The following is a 20,601-nucleotide window of genomic DNA, read 5'->3' as shown; positions in this document are numbered from 1 at the left end:
AAACCTACCGGACTACACTGGCCACGCACCCCCGGAAGGAGGGCGCCGGCTTCGGACTAATGCTCGTGGCCGAGCGCCTCGTTACACATCTCGTTGAGTTCCGAGATCTTCTTGCGGACGCTCTCGGGCTTGCCCTCGGGCGGTTCCTCGAGGGCTGGCTGACCGTGCGCTTCCGGTTCACCGACGATGACGCTACCGATCATCCCCATCGTTTCGTGGGGCGAACAGTAGTAGTGGTAGACCCCTTCGGTCTCGAAAGTGTGTTCGAGCGTCGCACCCTCCTCGGAGAGGATGCCGCTGTCCCACGACGCGGCACCGTCGGGGACGAGCTGCGGTTGATCGTTGTCCGGGTGGTAGGCCGTGGCGGAGTGACTCCCGCTTTCGTTGTGGAAGGTCACCGTCCCGCCGACCTCGACGCGGGTCACGTGCGGGTCGAAGTGGTAGCTCCCATCCTGCGTGAGCATCTTCACCTCGGCCGTCGCGGTCGGCTCACCGACCTCCCCATCCTCGTGCCCGTGGCTGTGGTCGCCGTGGCCGCTCTCGTCGTCGTCGTGTCCCTCCTCGGTGTCGTCGTGCCCCCCAGTCTCGCTGTGACCGTCTCCCTCGTGGTGTTCATCCGTCGCTGGCGACTCGTCCTCGGTATCGGCCTGGGTGCCCGCACAACCGGCGAGACCAACGGCCGCCGCGGTACCAGCCAGGCCGAGCATCCGCCGTCGCGTATACAGTGATTCGTCGGTCATGGGATCAGTCACCTTGCACTTGGAGATACGGTCGCCGTGATAATGGCCGAGGCGCTGTTTTGCACCCGACGCAAAACTGTTCTCTCTTTAAGTAGCTCGACGTAATCAACTCCTAACGCGAGGAACAGCCGTGTCCAACGACGACCCCGCCGACGAACTCTTGGAACTCCTCGGCCAGGAACGAGTCAGGCACATCCTGGCCGCGACGAGTCGCGAATCCAGGTCGGCGAAGGAACTCAGCGAGGAGTGCGACGTCGCACTCTCGACCATCTATCGCCGAGTCGAGGACATGCTCGCCAGCGACCTCCTCGTCGAGCGGACACGGATCGAGCAGGATGGGAGCCACCACAGCGTCTACGAGGCGAACGTCGACCACCTCGACGTGGAGATCGACGACGGCACCATCGACGTCAAGGTCCATGTGCGCGAGGACGCCGCCCAGCGGTTCTCGCGCATCTGGAGCGACATCCGGGAGAGCTGATTCAACCATGCACATCGAACTCGTCATCGCGAAACTCGTCACCGTCGGACTCGGCCTGTTGATAGCGTACAAGGCCTACGAGGGGTATCGAACGCACGGCAGCGAGCCGATGCGCTACGTCGCCATCGGGTTCCTGTTCATCAGCATCGGTTCCGTCATCGAGGGCATCCTGTTCGACGTCATGGGCCTATCGATATATCTCTCGGGCACGATCCAGACGGCGATCGTCGCCATCGGGATGCTCGTCGTCCTCTACTCGCTGTACGGTCGGATGCCACAGCAGTCGAACGACGGGGAGACGACATGACCGGCCACTGGGAACTCGCGTTGATCGGTGTTCGCGTCCTCCTCCTCCTCGTGGGACTCGCGACGACCGCGATCAGTCTCCGCGCCTACCGGCGAGAACGAACGCGATACCTCCGCGACGCGACACTCGGCTTCGGATTCGTCACACTCGGTGTGCTCGTCGAGGGATTCCTCTACCAGTTCACTGGACTGACGCTCACACAGGTTCACGTCGCCGAATCCGTCGCGCTCGTGTTCGGACTCGGCCTCCTGCTCCGTTCGTTCCTCGACTGACCCGATCCGCGGCGGCTACCTGCTCTCGCGCTGCTCGACCTTGTTCAGTTCGATGAGCAGTCGGAAGATGGCCTTGACGAGGTTCGCGTCGACGTCGTACTGTTCGGCGTTCACGCCGGCGCGGTCCATGACGCGTTGCTCCTGTTCCTCGTCGGTCGTCGGCAGGTCCTTCTCGTCTTTGACCTGCGCGATGGTGTCGGCGACGTACGTGCGGCGCGCGATGAGTTCGACGAGGTCGTGGTCGATGCCCCGTATCTCGTCGCGGAGCTCGTCGAGACTCATCTCGTCGGGCGTGGCGGTGTCGTCGACTGGCTTCGATTCGTCGCGGTCGGTGTGGCTGGTGTCTCGTGTCATAGGATGCGTGCGCCGTCGCTGCGGGTCGTGGTGGTCCAGACGTCGCCGTCGCGTTCACGCCACCGGGCCTCCACGCGGTCGCGGTCGTCGGCGTCGTCCTCGGGGTCGAAGACGGCGACGTAGCTCGGGCCGGTCCCGGAGAGGCTGGCGCCGGTCGCGTCCGGGAGCGCGTCGACGATGGGAGCGGGGTCGAAGTCGAGGGCGGCGGTGAACGCGAGGCCGTTGACGGTCATGGCGCGCCCGTACTCGCCTGCTGCGGCGAGTTCGTCGACGAGGCCCGCCATGGGGGCGACGTGCTCGCAGCGCGAGACGTCCGCGTCGGCGCTGTACGCGCGCTCCGGTGGCGTCCAGACGAGGACCGACCAGTCGACGTCGTCGTGCGCGAGGAGTTCGTCCGCGGTGTTGTCCGTGCGCGTGAGGCCGCCGAGCATGCTCGCGCTCGCGTCGTCGAACGCGCCGGTGACGGTGACGCCGGCGTCGCGGGCGGCCTGCACGCCGAGTCGACAGGCGTCGAGCGGGTCCGGGTCGGCGTCGAGCGCGCTCGCGGTCGCGAGCACGGTCGCGTTCGCGGCGGCGCTCGAGGACTTCAGGCCGGCCGCCATCGGCACGTCGCTCTCCGTGTGGACCTCGCCGCCGACCGTGGCGGGGTCGACCTCCGCGTCGCCGCCCCAGCGGTCGACTGCGAGTTCGACGCAGCGTTCGACGAGCGCGGTGTCCGCGTCGGGTGCGTCCGCGACCGTGCCCGTCACCGACGCGTCGCCGTCCGCGTCGGCGTCGAGCGTGACCGTCGCGGTGGTGTCGGCGTCGATGGCGAACGCGGACCCGACCCCGGTCGCGAGCGCGTTCAGGACGGTTCCCGCCGCCGGTGCCGTGGCACGACCCTGCATACCCGACTCGAATCCGAGGACGTACTTGGGGGTTGTGGTGCGTGCGATACCCGCCTCCACTTCGGGCGTCTCGACGGGCGACGCGCCGGTGGGCATCCGGCGCTCGCGAGGCGACCGATTCATCCCGCTGGCCGCTCGACGGTTCGGTATGCGCGTCACCTTCCTCGGGACGGGGAGCGCGATGCCGCTCGCCGACCGACACCAGACCGGGTTGCTCGTCGACGAGGCCGGCCGGTATCTCCTCGTCGACTGCGGCGCGGGCGTCCTGCATCGACTCGAGGAGACCGGCGTCGGCGCCGAGAACGTGTCGACGGTCCTCCTCACGCACCACCACCTCGACCACGTCTCGGACCTCATGCCGCTCCTGAAGGCGCGGTGGCTCGCCGGCGAGGAGCACCTGGAGGTCGTCGGACCACGGGGGACGAAGGCGCTCGTCGACGGCCTGCTGGACGTCCACGACTACCTCGAGGGTCGCGTCGACCTCTCGGTCCGCGAGGTCGGCGAGCAGTCCTTCGAGGTCGCGGGGTTCGACGTCGAGGCGCACCGCACCGAGCACTCCAAGGAGTGCCTCGCGTACCGGTTCGACGACCGGTTCGCGTTCTCCGGGGACGGCGAGGCGACCGACGCACTCGCGTCGTTCGCGGACGAGGTCGCGGTGTTCGCGCACGACTGCTCGTTCCCCGACAGCGTCGACGTCGACAACCACCCGACGCCGAGCCAGCTCGGCGAGGCGCTTGCCGGCCACGAGTACGGGCGCGTCTACCTCACGCACCTCTACCCGCACACCGAGGACGAACACGAGGAGATGCTCGCGTCGATCGGTCGCGGGTACGACGGTGACGTCAGGTTCGCCGAGGACTTGCTCTCGGTCACCATCGACTGACGCGACCCGCCTCGAAAGCGACCGAGCCTCTCCGCTGGGTGTTCTCCGCTGGGTGTACTCCGCCGCGTTCGCCTCCAGCGACCGCCGTGCGGTGCGGTCGGAACTCGCCACCGACTTGGAACGACCGGCGGGTTGTCCTGCGTTTCTCGACGTCGGTACGAACAGGTTTATCTACGGCTGTCTGTTAGTAGGCGAGTAACAACACAACTGTCGTATGTTCAGTACACACAGTACACTCGACGTCGGAGGTCGGTCCACGTGAGCGCCATGGACCGCCTCGCGGATGGTATCGCAGGGCACACGAAGGTCATCATCGTCGCACTCCTGCTCGTCACTGCCGGCCTCGGCTCGCAGGCCGGTGCCGTCGAATCCGACTCCGGACTCGACCAGTTCAACAGCGAGAGCGACGCCGCGAACGCCTCCGAGTACATCACCGAGACGTTCGTCGCGGACAACACCAGTACCACGAGCGTCCAGGTGATCGTCCGGAGCGACTCGAAGAACGGGAACGTCCTCTCGAAGGAATCGCTGTTGTCGTCGCTCAGATACCAGCAGGAACTCCGGTCGAACGAGACGATAAACGCGACGCTCGCCGGCGACCAGGGCCTGTTCGGCGTCTCGAACCTCGTCGCCATCACCGCCATCCAGCAGGAGAAAGCGAGCGAACTCCAGGCTCGCGGCGCGGAACTGCAGGCGCGGTCCGAATCGCTCAACGAGAGTCGCGCCGAACTCGAAGCCCGCGGCCAGGAGCTGAACGAGACCGGACAGCTCCTGAAGGGCGCGCTCGACGCGCTCCGCGCGAACCCGAACGCGAGCGTCCGCACGCAGTTCGAGCAGGTGCAGGCGAACAGTAGCGTCGACCTCGACGAGGAGGACTACGCGACGTTCGAGCGCGCCGCGACCGCGGTCCGCGAGAACGTCTCCACCATCCGGCCCACGGTCGAAGCCGGCACCCAGCGCGTGCTCGGCGACGAGTTCCGCGCGCTCGAGGAACGCAAGACCGCGCTCAACCGCACCGGCGGCCTCCTGAAGGACGCGCTCGACACCATCCGCGAGGACTCCTCGGCCGACATCCGGACGCAGTTCGAGGAGGTGCAGGCCGAGAGCAGCGTCGACCTCGGCGAAGACGACTACGCCATCTTCGAGGACGCCGCCGAGAAGCTCCGGACGGCGACCAGCCGCGAGGAGGCCGAGGCGGCGTACCGACAGGGGACGAAGGGCGTGCTCGAGGACGAGAGCGAGGCGCTCGCCGACCGCGCGACCGCGCTGAACGAGACCGCGCCGCTCGTCGGCCAGGCGCTCTCGACGATCGCACAGGACCCCGACGCGAACGCTCGCACGCAGTTCGAGCAGGTCCAAGCGAACAGTAGCGTCGAACTCGACGACGACGACTTCGCCGAGTTCAACACCTCCGTCGCCGAGGTCCGCGAGATCCAGGCGGACATCGAAGCGAGCTACCTCGCGGGCACCCAGGGCGTCATCGCCGAGGAATCCGAGGCACTCCAGGAGCGCGCCGAGGAACTGCAAGCCGACGGTGAGGAACTCCAGGAAGCGTTCGAGGCGTTCCAGGACCGCCGGCAGGCGCTCCAGGAAGGCGGCACGCCGTCGCTCTCCGCGCAGATAGACCAGCTCGAGTCGATGAACGCCACCCAGGTCGAGGACACCGCCGAGGTCGTCCTCAGCGAAGGGGACGGCCCGCTCGCCGGGCAGGCGCTCCAGTTGATGCCCCAGGACTTCGAGCCGGGGTCGACGAGCGCGAACGCACGGATGCTCATCGGCGTCCTCGAGACGTCCTCCAGTAGCGCCGCGTCGAACGCCCAGACCGTCAGCGAGACCGTGACGCAGGTCCAGCTCGAGATGCAGGACGTCGCGCAAGCCGGTTCGACCGGGAGCGACGACGAGGAGTACATCGTCTTCGGGTTCGGCGTCATCTCCCAGGAGATCAACCAGTCGCTCACGGACTCCGTGAACATCGTCGCGCCGATGGCGCTGCTGTTCGTGCTGTTGACGCTCATGGTCGCGTACCGCGACTTCCTCGACATCGTCCTCGGCCTGTTCGGCATCATCGCCGTTCTCCTGTGGACGTTCGGGTTCATGGGCATCACCGGCGTGTCGTTCAACCAGATCATGATCGCGGTCCCGGTGCTGCTGATCGGGTTGAGTATCGACTACGCGATACACATCTTCATGCGGCACCGCGAGGCGCGGACCGACGAGAACACCGTCGACGACGTCCGCGGGTCGATGGGTGTCGCGCTCGGCGGCGTCGGCCTCGCGCTCACGTGGGTGACGGCGACGACCGTCATCGGGTTCCTCTCGAACCTCACGAGCCCGCTCCCGCCCATCCAGGACTTCGGTATCGTGTCCTCGGTCGGTATCCTCGCGGCGCTCGCGGTGTTCGGCGCGCTCATCCCGGCACTGAAGATCGAGGCCGACGGGTTCCTCGAGAACCGCTTCGGGCTCGACCGCACGAAGCGCGCGTTCGGGACCGGCGGCGGCCGGTTCTCGCAGGCGCTCTCCGTCGGCGGAACGGCCGCACGGAAGGCACCCGCGATCGTCATCGCGGTCGCGGTCGTCATCTCCATCGCTGGCGGCGTCGGCGCGACCCAGGTCAGTACCGAGTTCAGTCAGGAGAGCTTCATCGCGGACGAACCCGCCGACTGGCTGTACGAGCTCCCCGAGCCGTTCAAGCCCGGCGAGTACTCCGCGAAGGCGAACCTCGACTACGTGAACGAGAACTTCCAGCGCGAGGACTCGCAAGCACAGATCCTCGTCAGGGCGAACGACTCCGCGTCACTCGACACCGCGGAGACGTTCGCGCGCCTGAACCAGACCGAGACCGGGCTCTCGGAGATGGACACCGCGTTCACGGGGAGTAGCGGCGACGTCGCGACGCGGTCCGTGCTGTCGGTGATGCGGTCGACCGCGGCGACGAACGCGTCGTTCAACGAGACGTTCCAGGCGGCGGACACCGACGGTGACGGCACGCCCGACGAGAACGTCACGGGCGTGCTCTCCGCGCTGTTCCGCGTGAACGAGGAGGAGGCCGGCGAGTACGTGCATCGCGTCGAGACCGACGACGGCTACCGCTACGAGTCGATGCGGCTCGTCGTCCCCATCGAAGGCGGCGCGGATACCGGCGACGTCACCACGCAACTCCGGGACGTCGCGACCATCGTGAACGGCGACGGGACGCGCGCGACCGCGACCGGCAGTCCGGTCGTGAACGAGATCGTGCAGCGCGAACTCCTCGACACCGTCATCCAGAGCCTCGTCATCACGCTCATCGCGGTGTTCGCGTTCCTCATGATCGCGTACCGCGTGCAGGAGGGGTCGGCGATGCTCGGCGCGTTCACGCTCCTCCCGGTCGCACTCAGCGTGTCGTGGATCCTCGGGACGATGTACGCCATCGGGATGCCGTTCAACGTCCTGACGGGGATGATCACGAGCCTCACGGTCGGTCTCGGCGTCGCGTACTCCATCCACATCAGCGAGCGGTTCAACCTCGAACTGGAACGCACGGGGAACGTCTGGACGGCGATGGACCGCACCATCACCGGCACGGGCGGTGCGCTGCTGGGGTCCGCGGCGACGACCGTCGGCGGGTTCGGGACGCTCGCGTTCGCCATCTTCCCGGCGCTCCAGCAGTTCGGCGTCATCACGGGGATGACGATCATCTACGCGTTCCTCGCGAGCGTGCTCGTCCTCCCGAGCCTGCTCGTGGTGTGGGTGAAGTACTTCGGGCCGGACGCGGACTTCTCCGCGGAGCCGGCCGCGAAGGAGGTCCCGGTCGGAGGTGACGACTGAATGCAGGAGGGCGACGCCATCGAGTCACTGGAACGCCTCGGGCTCACGTCGTACGAGGCGAAGGTGTTCATCGCGCTCCAGAAGCTCGGGTCGGGGACGGCGCGCGAGGTGTCTCGCGTCGCGGACGTCCCGCGATCGCAGGTCTACAGCGTCACGGAGGGCCTGGAGGACCGTGGACTCGTCGAGGTCCAGCAGTCAAGCCCGATGCAGTACCGGCCGGTGCGTATCGAGGAGGCGCGGAAGACGCTCCGGGAGCGCTTCGAGACGGAGTCCGACCGCGCGTTCGGGTACGTCGAGAGCGTGCGGAACGAACGCGGCGGGGAGCGCGAGGAACAGGAGGCGATCTGGACGCTATCCGGCCGAGGTCACGTCGCGGAACGCGCAGCGGAACTCGTCCGGAACGCGGAGGAGAGCGTCGTGTTCGCCGCGCGAACGCCCGACCTCGTGACCGACGACATCGCGGCGGCGCTCCGCGAGGCCGCGACCGGGGGCGTCACCGTTCGCGTGGTGAGCGTGAACCCGGACGTCCGCGAGCTGTTCGAGTCGGATGCGAGCATCGCGACGATGGACACGGCCGAACCCGCCGTCGACGACGAACGAACCGGTCGCGCGGTGCTCGCGGACGGGAACGTCGTCCTGATGAGCGTCCTCGGGGACTGCGGTGACATCCCGGAACTCAACACGGAGACGGCGTTCTGGACGGCGCGCACGAACTTCGCGACCGTCCTCCACGAACTCGCGATGAACTCCATCTCGCCGCGCGAGATCGCCTGACGCCGAGGCGAGACGGCGGCGACGAGGCGTCTCGGTGCGGTATCCTTCCGTCGGAACGCACGGCGACCAGGAGCGCGAACACTGAACGGCTAGCTGGTCGGCGAGCGTCGATGGGTGAAAGAGAACGGACCCGGTGAGGGCACCGGCTCCGTGGTGTGGGGAGAGTGAGTGGGGGAGGGAGGGCGTTCGATTTCGGGGACCGTCGTCGACCGCTATGGCTGCGACGACGACGGGCGTGATGGCATGGGTGGGGGGTGGAGTCGGCGACGTCGTGGCACGGAACGTCGCTCTCTGGTCACTGTCTCGCTGCGTCTGACCGCAACAGTACGTATCGGCTGGTGGTAATTGAGTCGCGTCCCAAACCGACTAGGGTCGACGGTGGAGGGTCGAGGTTCGGCGGGGCCCCAGTCCGGCGAGCGCCCGTCACTCCAGCCGGTAGCGGAGGAGTGCGGCGATGCCGCCGAGGTTCCGGAGCTGTTGACCGGGCGGGAACTCGCTGGAGAACACGGTCACCTCGCCGCCCTGGCGTTCGACGCTCGTCACGACGTCGTCGACGTCGATACTCCAGTCGCCGTCGGGGCCGCGTTCCTCGCGGAGCTTCTCGTCGAGCACGAGTAACTGTTCGACGGCGCCGTACTCCGCGGCCTCCGCGACCGCCTCCGGCCCGTACGACGCCTCGTGACCCTGCCCGATGCGTTCGGTGAGCTCGTCGATGTACTCCGCCTCCTTCGCGATGCGCGTCTGCTGTTGGACGTCCTCGACCGCGCCGCGCTTGAGGACCTCGTGGACGCCCCGGTCGCCGACGCCCGCGGTATCGACCATCGTCACCAACTCGGCGACCTCGGGATAGTTCTCCTCGATGTGCTTCAGCGCGTCCTGCTTCGTGAACCCCGGGCCGGCGAGCACGATGGCGTCCACGTCCATCCGCGCGAGCGCCGCGCCGAGCTCGCCGAACAGCTCGCCGCGACCGCGCGCGTACTCGCCCTTCCCGGTCGTCCCCGTGAACCGCCCGCGCTCCTCGGTCCCGTACTGCGCGACCGTGTGGATGTACGCCTCGCCCTCCTCGACGGTCGCGATGGCGACGTCCGGGTTCTCCGCCGCTTCCTCGGCCTCCTCGATGCGGTCGAGCTGGTCGGGCTTCCAGTGCTTCTCGACCTCCAGCTCGTCGTGGTCCTCGACGTTCAGCGTGTGATGGAACCCGAGCTGGTCCTCGCGCGAGCAGTCCTCGATGACGCCCGACACCCGGAGGCGGTTCGAGAACTTGTGGAACTCGACCTCCTCGACGCCGAGCGTCACGAACATGTGCTCGCGCTCCCCGCCCGTATCGCGGAGGTCTTCGTCGTTCCGCTGGATGCGTCGCGTCGTATCGCCCGCGACGAGGTCCCCGGGTTCGAGGACGTACTGGAGGTGCCAGAGGTCGTCGAGGGTCTCCGGGACGAGCGTGATGCGCTCCCGGTCGCCCTCGACGCGATAGCGGTCCTTGATCTGCATACCCCGGACTTGCCCCGGGCCCGGTAAGTGTCCTGCTATCGCGCGGGCTCCCCGACGCACGGCTTGCTCGCGTCGCGGACGGGACGTTCTCACGAGCGGTCGCGGGCAGGACGTTTCATGAGGGTCGGCGTCGTTGCCATGCGTATGTACGAGCGAATCCTCGTGCCGACCGACGGGAGCGTCGGGTCGGCCCACGTCGCCCTGCAAGCGATCGACCTCGCGGAGACGTACGGTGCGACGATCCACGTCCTCCACGTCGTCGACGAGAGCGTGCGCACGTTCGTCGCCGGTTTCGGTGACGAGTCCGAGCTCGACGACCGCGGGAAGGCGGCGGTCGAGCGCGTCGCGGCGATGGCGCGAGCGCACGACGTCGACGTCGTGACGGCCATCGAGGACGGCGACCCCGCACGGCGTATCGTCGACTACGCCGACGAGATCGACGCGGACGTCATCGTCTCGGGGACGCACGGCCGTTCCGGCGTCGAACGACGCCTCATCGGGAGCGTCGCCGAACGACTGGTGCGTCGCGCTCGCTGTCCCGTGATGACCGTCCGGCTCCCGGAGACGGACGTCACCGTCGAGGACGACGAGGCGGCGATGGACATCGCTCGCGACGCGCTCGCGGACGCGGGAATCGACGCGACCGTGACGGAGGTCGAGCGACAGGTGAGCGTGTGGGTCGTCGACGCCGAGAGCAACGACGAGTCCTATCTCGTGTACGTCGACCCGGTGACCCAGCGGACGAGCATCATCTCGTGACCTGAACGCGGCTGTCGGAGGTCGCTATCGTCGGCGCGCCCTGCGGTACCCCATCCCGCTGAGTCGGGCGGCGACGGCGCTCGCGTACCCGGCGCCGAGTGCGGCGAGCAACCCGAAGACGCCCGTCGAGGTGAGGACGCGGGCGTAGGCGGCGAGCGCGAGCACGGCGATACTGAAGGCAGCGGTCCACGCGTAGAGGTACGCGGCGTGCGCGAGGACGTCGCGGAACGTCCACGGGGCGAGTGCGCGCCGGAGGCTGCCGGTGGCGGCGAGCTCGCAGAGTGCGGCGGGGTAGACGTAGACGAACGCGAGCGCGAGCAGGAACGAGACGGTGCCGCCGGCGAGCAACGCGAACCCGCCGGGGCCCTGGACGCCCTCGGGGGCGACGCCGCCGAGGCCGAGGACGGTGACGTAGAGGAGCGCGAAGGGCGCGCCGAGGTAGGGGACGGTCACGAGCGCGACCCGGCTACCGGCCGCGAGGAGGCCGCGAACGCTCCCGAAGGCGGGGAGTTCGTTCGCGTTGCCGGGGACGCGGACGAGCGCGCCGTCGCCGCTCGCCAGGTCCGCGCCGACGGTGCCGGCGAGCACGCGCCCGACGTACCCGAGCCACGCGACGCCCGCCGCGACCGCGAGCGCGAGGAACCCGAGCGCCGCAACGCTCGGGTAGACCGCGACCGCGTACCGGCCGGCGAGCGCCACCGCGAGCGCGAGCACGGTCAGGACCGCGATGCCGTCCCGCGACGCCGCACCGCGCGTCGGGTACCGGAGCGCGCCCACGAACGTGTCGGTGTCCTCGCTCATCCCTGTCTCGTCCAGTCCATCGATATCAGTCCTTGATGCGGCTCCCGCCCGGCGGCAGGAAGTGCTGGATGCGGTCCGGGCTCGCGACCTTCCGCACGAACGACGTGTCCGCGAACCGCTCGCGGAACTCCCGGTAGACGCGTTTGGCGACGTCGCCCTGCGCGAACTTCCCCGGTTCGACCTCCATCATCGTCTCCGTCCGCTCGGCGGTCGCCGCCGGCGGCCCACCGACGACGCGCGTGGAGGGCTCGCACTGGATGCCGACCGCACACCCCACCGGCGTATCCCGGAAGTACGTCCGGTCGCCGCGGACCGCGAACCCGCCCTTCTCGAGGTACTCGCCGGACTCCGGGGTCTTCGACACCTGGTCGCTGTCGACCATGTAGACGTCGCCCGCGTACACGCCGTCCTTCCACACCGACGAGTACGTCACCGCGAACTGCGCCGCCTGCTCCAGGGTCTCGTCGCTGAAGTCGACGTCCTTCGCGGACTCGCTCGGGTCCGTCGCCTTCAACACGGTGACGGGGCCGCCGTGGGCCTGCGAGTGCAACACCTTGTCGCCGCGCTCGACGTACTTCTTCACGAGCTCCTCGTTCTGGTCCGCCGACCGCCCGCCGATGACGAGGTAGCCGTCGGTCGTGTGGAACCACCGGAAGCGCTCGTACCACTGCTCCTGCTGGCGCACGGGGATCGACGGGTCCGCGAGCCAGTCGTGGTCGACGTCCTCGTCGTCGTCGCCGTCGCCATCGTCGTCGTCGCCGCCTTCGGCCTGCCGACGCTCGTACTCGCGTTTCCGTGCCTTCGCGTCCTCCAGGTCCTCGCGCGTGTCCTCGATGGCGGCGAGCGCGCCCTCCTTCTTCCCCTCGACGCGCTTGGCCTCCTGGTAGAGGCGGTCGGCGTTGTGCTCGACGCCCTCGCGAACCTGCACCGTCACGTCCCGGCCGTCCAGCGACAACGTCACCGTGCCCTCGCTCCCATCGAGTCCGACGACCGCCTCGGCGGCGTCGATACCCTGCTCGGCGCCCTCCCGGAACTTCGCCTCGATGTCGTCCCACGGCACGTCGTCCTCGCGCGCCGCGCGGATGGTGCCGAGGACGTCGTCGACGAGCCCGTAGTTCGCGTACAGCGACTCCGCGCGCTCGCGGTACGCTTCGGCGTCCTGCTCGAACCCCTCGATGGCGCCCTCCTGTTGCTCGATGATGCGTTCGTACTTCGCTATCTCCTCGTCGAAGTCCGGCGAGTCGTCCCCGGGCGCCTCGTCGCTGCCCGCGTCGTCCTGGCTGCGGTCGAACTCGTAGAAGTACTGGTCGACCGCCGCGTTGAACGTGTCGAACGCCTCCGGGACGTACTCGTCGCGCTCCTCGAGCGGGAACGGTGTCACGTCCACGACCCGGGGCTCGTCCTCGTCGGTCCGGTACAGGCGCGGGTCGACGTCCGCGGACGCGACGTCCTCGCGGAGCCGGTCGAGCGCGTCGAACACGCGCCGGTAGTCCTCCTCGTCCGCGTCCGCGATGTCCTTCGCCTTCTCGACGCCCGCGCGACTACAGATCTCCTCCGCCCACAACCCACCGAGGTTGAGCTGGGTCGCCAACGTCCTGACGACGTCCGTGTCGGAGTCGTTCATCTTCGCGACGAACGGCTCCCACTCGATGGCGAGCGGGTTGATGCGCGAATCCGGGAACTCGTAGGTCGACCCGGGCGCGACCGTCCGCGACTTCAACCGGACGGTGTCCAGGCAGTCGACGACCTCGTACGTCTCGTCGCACACCGCGACGTTCCCCTGCCCGAACAGCTCCACGACGATGATGGTGTCCTGGTCCTCGCGTTCGAACCGGAACTCGAGGATGCGGTCGAACTCGAACTGCTCGACGCCCGCGAAGTCAGCGCCCGACAGGCGGTTGCGGAGCATCATCGCGAAGTTCGGCGGTCGCCCCGGGGCGTCGGGCACGTGCTCGGGGTCGGCGACGTGCGCGCGCTTGACGTCACCGACCTCGAGGATGAGTTCGACCCGGCCGCGGTCGAAGTCCCGCATCTTCAACCGCAGCAGATCGTCGCCGTAGAGGTAGGCCTTGTCGACCTTCGCGCCCTCGTACGCTCCGAACTCGGAGACGACGGCGGCGAGGTCGACCGAAGAGAGTTCGCGTTTCGCGTCCATACCGCCGCGTACCGGTGGCTCGCGGAAAGACGTTCCGTTGTCCGGTCTGGGACGCGGGCAACTCGGTCCCGGTTACCGGTCCCGATCCGGGACGGATGGCCGTCCGACGTCGTGGCCCTCGTCGTCGTGGCCCTCGTCGTCGTGGTGCTGCCCCTCGACGTCGCGAGCCCCGTCCAGGTCGCTCCGGTCCGTGCTCGCGTCGTCTTCGGTGCGCTCCTCGTCGTCTGCCGGGATGAGGTCGGCGAACTCGCGGTCGTAGGCTGGTTTCGAGAGGTACGCCTCGATCCGTTCACGGTCCTCCGCAGTCAACCCTGTCCGAGTCATCATCTCGAAGGAAGGACGGGGACGGAATGAAACCGTGGCTTAACCCGAACCGTCACACGTCGACGACTTCGTTCGAATCGCGAGCAGTGGTCATCGATCGTACAGGTCCGCCGCGACGAACGCGGGTCTGCTCCCTACAGGCGCTTGGAGACGTACGGGCCGTCCTGGTGATAGCCGAGTTTCTCGCGGTAGTACTCGCGGACGCCGATGCCCGAGATGACCGAGAGCTTGTCGAACCCGGCGTCGCGAGCGCGGTCCTCGGCTTCCGCGAGGAGCTGCCGGCCGTACCCGCGGTGCTGGACGTCCGCGTCGTCGCCGTCCTGGCCGACGCCGACCTGGTTCCCGTACACGTGGAGTTCGCGGACGATAGCCGCGTTCTGGAGTTCGCGACGCACCGGGTCGTTCGGGTACCGGAGCCGGCAGAACCCGACGAGGAGGTCCTGCTCGAAGTCCTCAAAGCTGATGAACTGCTCCGTGCCGCCCGCCGCCTGGTACTCGATGGTGTCCAGTTCGACGGTCTCGGGGTCCTCGTCGTTCATCCCGACCTCGCGACAGCGGATGCACTCGCACTCCCAGCCGTGTTCGTCCATGCGCTCCCACGCGAGCTGGCGGAGGTTCGACTTCCAGACGCCCGCGTCGATGAAGTCCGCCGGGATGTCCCGCTGCACGCGCTGGAGCCTGGTGTAGCGCGGAATCCGGGACATGATCTCGGCAACGAGCTCGGCGGCGTCCTCGTTCGTCAGCGGGTCGTAGTCGCCGCGACGCCACTGGTCGTAGATGCGCGTCCCGCGCACCACGAGCGTCGGATAGATCTTGAGGTAGTCCGGCTTGTACTGCTCTTGCTCGAAGATCCGCCGGAAGTCCTCGAGGCACATCTCCTGGCTCATCCCGGGCTGGCCCGGCATCATGTGGAACCCGACCTTGAAGCCGGAATCGCGGAGCCGGCGGTTCGCGTCGATGCTCGCCTGGACGCCGTGCCCGCGGTGCATCTCGCGGTTGATGCGCTCGAACGTCGTCTGCACGCCCACCTCGACCTTCGTCCCGCCGAGGTCGAGCATGCGGTCTATCTGCTCGGGGTCGCACCAGTCCGGCTTCGTCTCGAACGTCGTCCCGATACACCGCACGTCCGCGGTCTCGTTCTCGGCGATGACGTCCTCGAGGTACGAAAAGTCGGGGTCGTCCTCGGCGAAACTCACGCCCTCGGCGGGGTTCGGTTCCGCGTCCGCGTCGAAGTCGTTCATCGCCTCCAGCGCGCGCTTGACGAACCACTCCTGGTAGTCGTGGCTGCGCGCGGTCATCGTCCCACCCATGAGGATGAGTTCGACCTTGTCCACGGGATGCCCGATCTCGCGGAGCTGGTTCAGGCGGAGCGTCACCTGCCCGTAGGGGTCGTAGTCGTTCTGCTCGCCCCTGGCGGCGGCGGGCTCGTGGCCCGTGTAGGACTGCGACGACGAGAACTCGCTCGCCGGCCCGCCCGGACAGTACAGGCACTTCCCGTGCGGACACATGTGCGGGCTCGTCATTATCGCGACCGGCGACACGCCCGAGGCGGTCCGGACGGGTTTCCGCATGAGGACGCCCTCGAGTTCCTCGCGGCGCTCCTGGGGCGCGTGGTCGAGGATCTCGGAGTTCTTCGGGACCTTCGGCGCGGAGTGCTCCGAGCACGCCGCCAGTTTCGCGGACTCGACGTCGTCGCGTTCCAGTTCACCGGCGAGGATGCGGTCGACGAGGTCCTCGCAGACGGCTCTGAACGCTTCGGTCTCGGTCGGGTCCGACGCTTCGCTCATCGCCACAACGTCGTGGGGAGACGCGGTTAAGCGTGTCGTTGGCGCGCGCGGACCGGTCGTCGTCGGCAGTGAACTCGGTTGCGTAACGCGGGGATTCCAGTATTGGTTTAGTGCGGCGTCGAGTAGGGCGGGTATGCGCACGACGGTCAGGGACGTCCTCTCGAAGGCGGGCGACGAGCCGATAACGATGCTGACGGCGTACGACGCCGTGACCGCGGAGATCGTCGACGAACAGGGCGTCGACGTCATCCTCGTCGGGGATAGCGTCGGGAACACGAGTCACGGTCACGAGACGACGCTACCGGTGACCGTGGACCAGATGGCGGACCACACCGCGGCGGTCGCTCGTGGCGCCGAGGAGGCGCTCGTCGTCGCGGACATGCCGTTCCTCTCGTACGGGCACGACGACAAGGAGAGCATCGAGAACGCGGGCCGGATGCTGAAGGAGGCTGGCGCGCACGCGGTGAAACTCGAATCCGGGCCGCACACCGTCGAGTTGACGGAGAAGCTCAGTCACCTCGGCATCCCCGTGATGGCCCATCTCGGGTTGACGCCGCAGTCCGTGAACCAGCAGGGGTACGCGCTCCAGGGGACCAGCGAGGAGGCCGCCGACCGGATGCTCGAACTCGCGGAGCGCCACGAGGACGCGGGCGCGTTCTCGCTCGTCCTCGAACGCGTGCCGGCGCCGCTCGCGGCCCGCATCACGGACGCGCTCGACATCCCGACCATCGGTATCGGCGCCGGGGCCGAGTGCGACGGGCAGGTGCTCGTGGTCGACGACGCGGTCGGGTTGAGCGACTGGACGCCGTCGTTCGTGAAGGAGTTCGGGAACGTTCGCGAGGCGATGGGTGACGCCATCGAGGCGTACACCGAGGCGGTCGAGTCCGGCGAGTTCCCCGGCGCGGAGCACAGCGAGGGCGTCGAGGAACTGGACGAACTGTACTGAGCGGTCGCCGGGGCTGCCGGCGGCGTGGCGCTGTTGGCGGCGCGGCGCTGTTACTCGTTCTGGTCGATGCGCTCGCAGAAGTCCGCGAGCGCGGCGTTGAAGCCGCCCGGGCGTTCGAGCATCGCGAGGTGCGCGGCGTCCTCGACGACGGCGACGTCGCAGTCGTCGAGTTCGGCGGCGAGGTAGTCGTGGTACCGCGGGGGCGTGAGCACGTCGTGTTCGCCGACGATGGCGCGCCCCGGCGTCGTTATGTCGCCGAGTTCGTCGCGGACGTCGAACGTGTGCGAGGTGAGGAAGTCGCGTTCGACGATGCGTTGCCCGCACTGGAGCATCGCGGTCTTCGAGACGTCGAGGAGCTCGGGTTCGGGGTCGGCGAAGAGCCGGCCGGGGTCGTGGAGCCAGTCGACGGCGCGCTCGAAGTCGTCCGCGAGCCAGTCGCGGAGGTCGCTGAGGACGGCGAGTTTCGCGCCGGTGCCGGCGTAGACGGCGCCGTCGACGGCGAGGTCGTCGCCGCGTTCGAGGAGGCAGTGGAGGACGACGGCGCCACCGAGCGAGTTCCCGCAGAGGACGCGTGCGTCGGTGGCGTCGGCGACGGCGACGACGTCGTCGGCGTACGCGGCGAGCGTCTCGTAGCCGGCGTCGGCGTCGACGTCGTCGCTCTCGCCGTGACCGGCGAGGTCGAGCGCGACGACCGGGCGTTCGTCGCCGAGGCGAGCCTGGGACTTCCAGACGGCGTGCGTGCCGCCGCTCCCGTGTACGCAGAGGACGGGGGCGCCGTCGCCGCCGCGGTCGAAGACCTCGTACGCTGTCTCGCGGCCCTGATGGGAGACGGTCTGCATACTCGAAATTACTCGGGGTGGTCGCTTAAACCCCGTCGCCGCGTCGCTCGTCGTGGTGGCCGCTGCTGGAGACGACGGTCGTGGGGCATCGTCGTGGTGTCCATCTGTTGCTCTCTGGTCCGTACGTGGTCGTGCCTGGCGTATCCGGCTCGTGCTCGGTGCGTTCTCGGTCCGTCATCGTCGTGTGAACCGCGAATCAACCGGTTTCGATACACCTCGACGCCTTCGTGCGTTTCGTAGGAGAAAGGTTTATATTCTATGAACACTAACTCGTAGTTAGGATGAACATACAGCAGTTCACGGAACACGACGGTCGGTTCGCCCGTCAGTACGTCTACGACGACGCGGTCGTCGTCGCCGCCGACCTCGACGTCACCGACGCCGACGTCGACGTCCTCGGCGACACCGTCATCGTCGTCAGGCCCGACGGCGAACAGTTCGAACTCTCGGTCCCCTCGACGCCGACGCGCGCCTTTATCCGGAACGGCATCCTCACCATCGAGATGGAGGCTCACGCATGAAACTCACCGTCAAACCCCTCAAGCAGAAGGACGCCGGGCGCGGGCTCGCCGCCATCGACCGCGCGTCGATGAGCGAACTCGACCTCGAGAACGGCGACTACATCCTCATCACCGGAAACGGTGAGGGGAAAGCCGTCGCGCGCGTCTGGCCCGGCTACCCCGAGGACCAGGGCCAGGGCGTCGTCCGCATCGACGGACGCCTCCGCCAGGAGGCCGACGTCGGCATCGACGACCGCGTCGAGGTCGAGAAGGCGGACGTCAAACCCGCAAAGAGCGTCACGGTCGCGCTCCCGCAGAACCTCCGCATCCGCGGGAACATCGGGCCGCTCGTGCGCGACAAGCTCAGCGGGCAGGCCGTGACGAGCGGACAGACCATCCCGTTCTCGCTCTCGTTCGGCCCGATGGCGGGGAGCGGGCAGAGCGTCCCGTTGAAGGTCGCGAGCACCGACCCCGACGGCACCGTCGTCATCACGGACTCGACGGACGTCCAGATCAGCGAGAAGCCCGCCGAGCAGATCAAGGGCGCCGAGGGCGCCGGGAGCGGCGGCGCCGAGGGCGTCCCGAACGTGACCTACGAGGACATCGGTGGACTCGACGAGGAGCTCGACCAGGTCCGCGAGATGATCGAACTCCCGATGCGGCACCCCGAGCTGTTCAAGCAACTCGGTATCGAACCGCCGAAGGGCGTGCTCCTGCACGGCCCGCCGGGCACGGGGAAGACGCTGATGGCGAAGGCGGTCGCGAACGAGATCGACGCGGACTTCCAGACCATCAGCGGTCCGGAGATCATGTCGAAGTACTACGGCGAGAGCGAGGAGCAGCTCCGGGAGGTCTTCGAGGAGGCCGAGGAGAACGCGCCCGCGATCGTCTTCATCGACGAGATCGACTCCATCGCCGCGAGCCGCGGCGAGGCCAGCGGTGACGTGGAGCGTCGCGTCGTCGCGCAGCTCCTGAGCCTCATGGACGGCCTGGAGGAGCGCGGGCAGGTCACCGTCATCGCGGCGACGAACCGCGTCGACGCCATCGACCCGGCGCTCCGCCGCGGTGGCCGGTTCGACCGCGAGATCGAGATCGGCGTCCCGGACAAGGACGGCCGCATGGAGATCATGCAGGTCCACACGCGCGGGATGCCGATGAGCGATAGCGTCGACCTGGACGAGTACGCGGAGAACACGCACGGGTTCGTCGGCGCGGACCTCGAGAGCCTCGCTCGCGAGGCCGCGATGAACGCGCTCCGGCGCATCCGCCCCGAACTCGACCTGGAGCAGGAGGAGATCGACGCCGAGGTCCTCGAAGGCCTGAAGGTCACGGAGTCGGACTTCAAGGAGGCGCTGAAGGGCATCCAGCCGAGCGCGATGCGCGAGGTGTTCGTCGAGGTGCCCGACGTCACCTGGGAGGACGTCGGTGGCCTCGAGGGTACGAAGGAACGCCTCCGCGAGACCATCCAGTGGCCGCTCGACTACCCCGACGTGTTCGAGGCGATGGACCTGCAGGCCGCCAAGGGCGTCCTCATGTACGGGCCGCCGGGCACGGGGAAGACGCTGCTCGCGAAGGCGGTCGCGAACGAGGCGAACTCGAACTTCATCTCCATCAAGGGCCCGGAGCTCCTGAACAAGTTCGTCGGCGAGTCCGAGAAGGGCGTCCGCGAGGTCTTCGAGAAGGCACGGTCGAACGCACCGACGGTGGTGTTCTTCGACGAGATCGACTCCATCGCGACCGAACGCGGCCAACGCACCGGTGATTCCGGCGTCGGCGAGCGCGTCGTCAGCCAGCTGCTGACCGAGCTCGACGGCCTGGAGGCGCTGGAGGACGTGGTCGTCATCGCGACGACGAACCGCCCGGACCTCATCGACAACGCGCTCCTGCGGCCCGGTCGCCTGGACCGCCACGTCCACGTGCCGGTGCCGGACCGCGAGGCGCGCGAGAAGATCTTCGAGGTGCACACGGAGCACAAGCCGCTCGCGGACGACGTCGACCTGGAGTGGCTCGCGAAGCGGACCGAGGGCTACGTCGGCGCGGACGTCGAGGCCGTGACGCGCGAGGCGAGCATGGCCGCGACCCGCGAGTTCGTGAACTCCGTGAGTCCCGAGGAGATGACGGATTCCGTCGGGAACGTCCGCATCACGAAGGAGCACTTCGAGCACGCGCTCGACGAGGTGAAGGCGAGCGTCACCGAGGACGTCAAGGAACGCTACGACCAGATCGAGGAACGGTTCGGGCGCGAGGAACCCGAACCCGAGAGCGAACTCAGCCGGACGTTCCAGTAAGACGACCGTTTTTCGGCGTCGGGTGACCCTGCGGGTCACCACTCCTCGCAAGACCGTTGCCGAAGGAAGGGCCGCTCGCGCGCTTCGCGCGCTCGCGGTCGGTGCGCTGCGGACGACCGCGACCGCAACCGCGGCCTGCGGCTGCCCTGCTCGCGCCTCGCGTGGTTCTGCGCGCGCTGCTCGTGGCCGGTTTCTCGGTCGAAGAG

19 protein-coding genes are annotated in these 20,601 nt (G+C 68.2%); 10 read left to right on the top strand and 9 right to left on the bottom strand.

Annotation, left to right across the window (positions count from 1 at the left end; all coding sequences use genetic code 11):
* Positions 1-56: 56 nt before the first annotated feature.
* Complete coding sequence (locus LI336_RS17625) at positions 57-740, bottom strand: plastocyanin/azurin family copper-binding protein (RefSeq protein ID WP_227134473.1); 684 nt, start codon at positions 738-740, stop codon at positions 57-59.
* A 130-nt stretch (positions 741-870) separates the two neighbouring features.
* On the opposite strand from LI336_RS17625, the gene LI336_RS17620 reads away from it, so the two are divergent.
* Genes LI336_RS17620 through LI336_RS17610 form a run of 3 tightly spaced genes read left to right on the top strand, consistent with a single transcriptional unit; the run spans position 871 to position 1,800 of the window.
* Positions 871-1,221, top strand: a complete 351-nt coding sequence (locus LI336_RS17620) for an ArsR/SmtB family transcription factor (RefSeq protein ID WP_227134472.1) — start codon at positions 871-873, stop codon at positions 1,219-1,221.
* Between the two features lie 7 nt (positions 1,222-1,228).
* A complete protein-coding gene (locus LI336_RS17615; RefSeq protein WP_227134471.1) occupies positions 1,229-1,528 on the top strand; it encodes a DUF7521 family protein in 300 nt (99 codons plus the stop codon).
* Complete coding sequence (locus LI336_RS17610; RefSeq protein ID WP_227134470.1) at positions 1,525-1,800, top strand: DUF7521 family protein; 276 nt, start codon at positions 1,525-1,527, stop codon at positions 1,798-1,800. Before LI336_RS17615 ends, LI336_RS17610 begins: the two co-directional genes overlap by 4 nt.
* Positions 1,801-1,815: 15 nt before the next feature.
* Here the strand turns inward: LI336_RS17610 and LI336_RS17605 are convergent, their stop codons facing one another.
* Both LI336_RS17605 and LI336_RS17600 read right to left on the bottom strand, forming a co-directional pair.
* The gene (locus LI336_RS17605; protein ID WP_368408399.1) at positions 1,816-2,154 is read right to left on the bottom strand and encodes a chorismate mutase; all 339 of its coding nucleotides are present in this window, start codon (positions 2,152-2,154) and stop codon (positions 1,816-1,818) included.
* Positions 2,151-3,041, bottom strand: coding sequence for a shikimate kinase (locus LI336_RS17600; RefSeq protein ID WP_227134469.1), 891 nt, complete (start codon positions 3,039-3,041; stop codon positions 2,151-2,153). The genes LI336_RS17605 and LI336_RS17600 overlap by 4 nt, the downstream gene beginning before the upstream one ends.
* A 148-nt stretch (positions 3,042-3,189) precedes the next feature.
* Between LI336_RS17600 and LI336_RS17595 the strand changes: the two genes are divergently transcribed.
* The 3 genes from LI336_RS17595 (at position 3,190) to LI336_RS17585 (ending at position 8,505) form a co-directional block, all read left to right on the top strand.
* Positions 3,190-3,924 carry an MBL fold metallo-hydrolase gene (locus LI336_RS17595; protein ID WP_227134468.1) on the top strand — a complete coding sequence of 245 codons (735 nt, stop codon included), beginning with the start codon at positions 3,190-3,192 and terminating at the stop codon, positions 3,922-3,924.
* A 267-nt stretch (positions 3,925-4,191) separates the two neighbouring features.
* On the top strand, positions 4,192-7,731 hold the full coding sequence (locus tag LI336_RS17590; protein ID WP_227134566.1) for an MMPL family transporter: 3,540 nt from the start codon (positions 4,192-4,194) through the stop codon (positions 7,729-7,731).
* The gene (locus LI336_RS17585) at positions 7,732-8,505 is read left to right on the top strand and encodes a TrmB family transcriptional regulator (protein ID WP_227134467.1); all 774 of its coding nucleotides are present in this window, start codon (positions 7,732-7,734) and stop codon (positions 8,503-8,505) included.
* A 423-nt stretch (positions 8,506-8,928) separates the two neighbouring features.
* Here LI336_RS17585 and LI336_RS17580 read toward each other — a convergent pair whose 3' ends face one another.
* Positions 8,929-9,996 (bottom strand): mRNA surveillance protein pelota, encoded by a 1,068-nt coding sequence (locus LI336_RS17580; RefSeq protein ID WP_227134466.1) that lies wholly within the window; start codon positions 9,994-9,996, stop codon positions 8,929-8,931.
* A gap of 144 nt (positions 9,997-10,140) precedes the next feature.
* On the opposite strand from LI336_RS17580, the gene LI336_RS17575 reads away from it, so the two are divergent.
* Entirely contained in the window at positions 10,141-10,755 is a 615-nt protein-coding gene (locus LI336_RS17575) for a universal stress protein (protein ID WP_227134465.1), read from the top strand.
* A gap of 24 nt (positions 10,756-10,779) precedes the next feature.
* Here the strand turns inward: LI336_RS17575 and LI336_RS17570 are convergent, their stop codons facing one another.
* The 4 genes from LI336_RS17570 to LI336_RS17555 all read right to left on the bottom strand — a co-directional run bounded on the left by LI336_RS17570 (position 10,780) and on the right by LI336_RS17555 (position 15,822).
* Positions 10,780-11,556 (bottom strand): DUF4013 domain-containing protein, encoded by a 777-nt coding sequence (locus tag LI336_RS17570; RefSeq protein WP_227134464.1) that lies wholly within the window; start codon positions 11,554-11,556, stop codon positions 10,780-10,782.
* Between the two features lie 25 nt (positions 11,557-11,581).
* Positions 11,582-13,711 (bottom strand): ribosome rescue protein RqcH, encoded by a 2,130-nt coding sequence (gene rqcH / locus LI336_RS17565; RefSeq protein WP_227134463.1) that lies wholly within the window; start codon positions 13,709-13,711, stop codon positions 11,582-11,584.
* Positions 13,712-13,783: 72 nt separating this feature from the next.
* Positions 13,784-14,038: a hypothetical protein gene (locus tag LI336_RS17560; protein ID WP_227134462.1), complete on the bottom strand. Its 255-nt coding sequence runs from the start codon at positions 14,036-14,038 to the stop codon at positions 13,784-13,786.
* A 131-nt stretch (positions 14,039-14,169) separates the two neighbouring features.
* Complete coding sequence (locus LI336_RS17555; protein ID WP_227134461.1) at positions 14,170-15,822, bottom strand: tRNA uridine(34) 5-carboxymethylaminomethyl modification radical SAM/GNAT enzyme Elp3; 1,653 nt, start codon at positions 15,820-15,822, stop codon at positions 14,170-14,172.
* 133 nt (positions 15,823-15,955) lie between these two features.
* On the opposite strand from LI336_RS17555, the gene panB reads away from it, so the two are divergent.
* The gene (gene panB / locus LI336_RS17550; protein ID WP_227134460.1) at positions 15,956-16,768 is read left to right on the top strand and encodes a 3-methyl-2-oxobutanoate hydroxymethyltransferase; all 813 of its coding nucleotides are present in this window, start codon (positions 15,956-15,958) and stop codon (positions 16,766-16,768) included.
* Between the two features lie 50 nt (positions 16,769-16,818).
* Here the strand turns inward: panB and LI336_RS17545 are convergent, their stop codons facing one another.
* Complete coding sequence (locus tag LI336_RS17545) at positions 16,819-17,607, bottom strand: alpha/beta fold hydrolase (RefSeq protein WP_227134459.1); 789 nt, start codon at positions 17,605-17,607, stop codon at positions 16,819-16,821.
* A 281-nt stretch (positions 17,608-17,888) separates the two neighbouring features.
* Between LI336_RS17545 and LI336_RS17540 the strand changes: the two genes are divergently transcribed.
* Entirely contained in the window at positions 17,889-18,128 is a 240-nt protein-coding gene (locus LI336_RS17540; protein ID WP_227134458.1) for a DUF7127 family protein, read from the top strand.
* Positions 18,125-20,395 (top strand): CDC48 family AAA ATPase, encoded by a 2,271-nt coding sequence (locus LI336_RS17535; protein ID WP_227134457.1) that lies wholly within the window; start codon positions 18,125-18,127, stop codon positions 20,393-20,395. Before LI336_RS17540 ends, LI336_RS17535 begins: the two co-directional genes overlap by 4 nt.
* The last annotated feature ends 206 nt before the right edge of the window (positions 20,396-20,601 follow it).

This window comes from Halorubellus salinus (assembly GCF_020567525.1).
GTDB classification, from domain to species: domain Archaea; phylum Halobacteriota; class Halobacteria; order Halobacteriales; family Natrialbaceae; genus Halorubellus; species Halorubellus salinus.
The sequence above is the reverse complement of the archived record's forward strand: the minus strand, read 5'-3'. Positions and strand labels throughout refer to the sequence as shown.

Excerpts from the sequence above, each read along its gene's own strand:
- LI336_RS17625 (WP_227134473.1), bottom strand. The coding sequence starts at position 740 with ATGACCGACGAATCACTGTATACGCGACGGCGGATGCTCGGCCTGGCT.
- LI336_RS17615 (WP_227134471.1), top strand. The coding sequence starts at position 1,229 with ATGCACATCGAACTCGTCATCGCGAAACTCGTCACCGTCGGACTCGGC.
- LI336_RS17610 (WP_227134470.1), top strand. The coding sequence starts at position 1,525 with ATGACCGGCCACTGGGAACTCGCGTTGATCGGTGTTCGCGTCCTCCTC.
- LI336_RS17605 (WP_368408399.1), bottom strand. The coding sequence starts at position 2,154 with ATGACACGAGACACCAGCCACACCGACCGCGACGAATCGAAGCCAGTC.
- LI336_RS17600 (WP_227134469.1), bottom strand. The coding sequence starts at position 3,041 with ATGCAGGGTCGTGCCACGGCACCGGCGGCGGGAACCGTCCTGAACGCG.
- LI336_RS17595 (WP_227134468.1), top strand. The coding sequence starts at position 3,190 with ATGCGCGTCACCTTCCTCGGGACGGGGAGCGCGATGCCGCTCGCCGAC.
- LI336_RS17590 (WP_227134566.1), top strand. The coding sequence starts at position 4,192 with ATGGACCGCCTCGCGGATGGTATCGCAGGGCACACGAAGGTCATCATC.
- LI336_RS17585 (WP_227134467.1), top strand. The coding sequence starts at position 7,732 with ATGCAGGAGGGCGACGCCATCGAGTCACTGGAACGCCTCGGGCTCACG.
- LI336_RS17580 (WP_227134466.1), bottom strand. The coding sequence starts at position 9,996 with ATGCAGATCAAGGACCGCTATCGCGTCGAGGGCGACCGGGAGCGCATC.
- LI336_RS17575 (WP_227134465.1), top strand. The coding sequence starts at position 10,141 with ATGTACGAGCGAATCCTCGTGCCGACCGACGGGAGCGTCGGGTCGGCC.
- LI336_RS17570 (WP_227134464.1), bottom strand. The coding sequence starts at position 11,556 with ATGAGCGAGGACACCGACACGTTCGTGGGCGCGCTCCGGTACCCGACG.
- rqcH (WP_227134463.1), bottom strand. The coding sequence starts at position 13,711 with ATGGACGCGAAACGCGAACTCTCTTCGGTCGACCTCGCCGCCGTCGTC.
- LI336_RS17560 (WP_227134462.1), bottom strand. The coding sequence starts at position 14,038 with ATGATGACTCGGACAGGGTTGACTGCGGAGGACCGTGAACGGATCGAG.
- LI336_RS17555 (WP_227134461.1), bottom strand. The coding sequence starts at position 15,822 with ATGAGCGAAGCGTCGGACCCGACCGAGACCGAAGCGTTCAGAGCCGTC.
- panB (WP_227134460.1), top strand. The coding sequence starts at position 15,956 with ATGCGCACGACGGTCAGGGACGTCCTCTCGAAGGCGGGCGACGAGCCG.
- LI336_RS17545 (WP_227134459.1), bottom strand. The coding sequence starts at position 17,607 with ATGCAGACCGTCTCCCATCAGGGCCGCGAGACAGCGTACGAGGTCTTC.
- LI336_RS17540 (WP_227134458.1), top strand. The coding sequence starts at position 17,889 with ATGAACATACAGCAGTTCACGGAACACGACGGTCGGTTCGCCCGTCAG.
- LI336_RS17535 (WP_227134457.1), top strand. The coding sequence starts at position 18,125 with ATGAAACTCACCGTCAAACCCCTCAAGCAGAAGGACGCCGGGCGCGGG.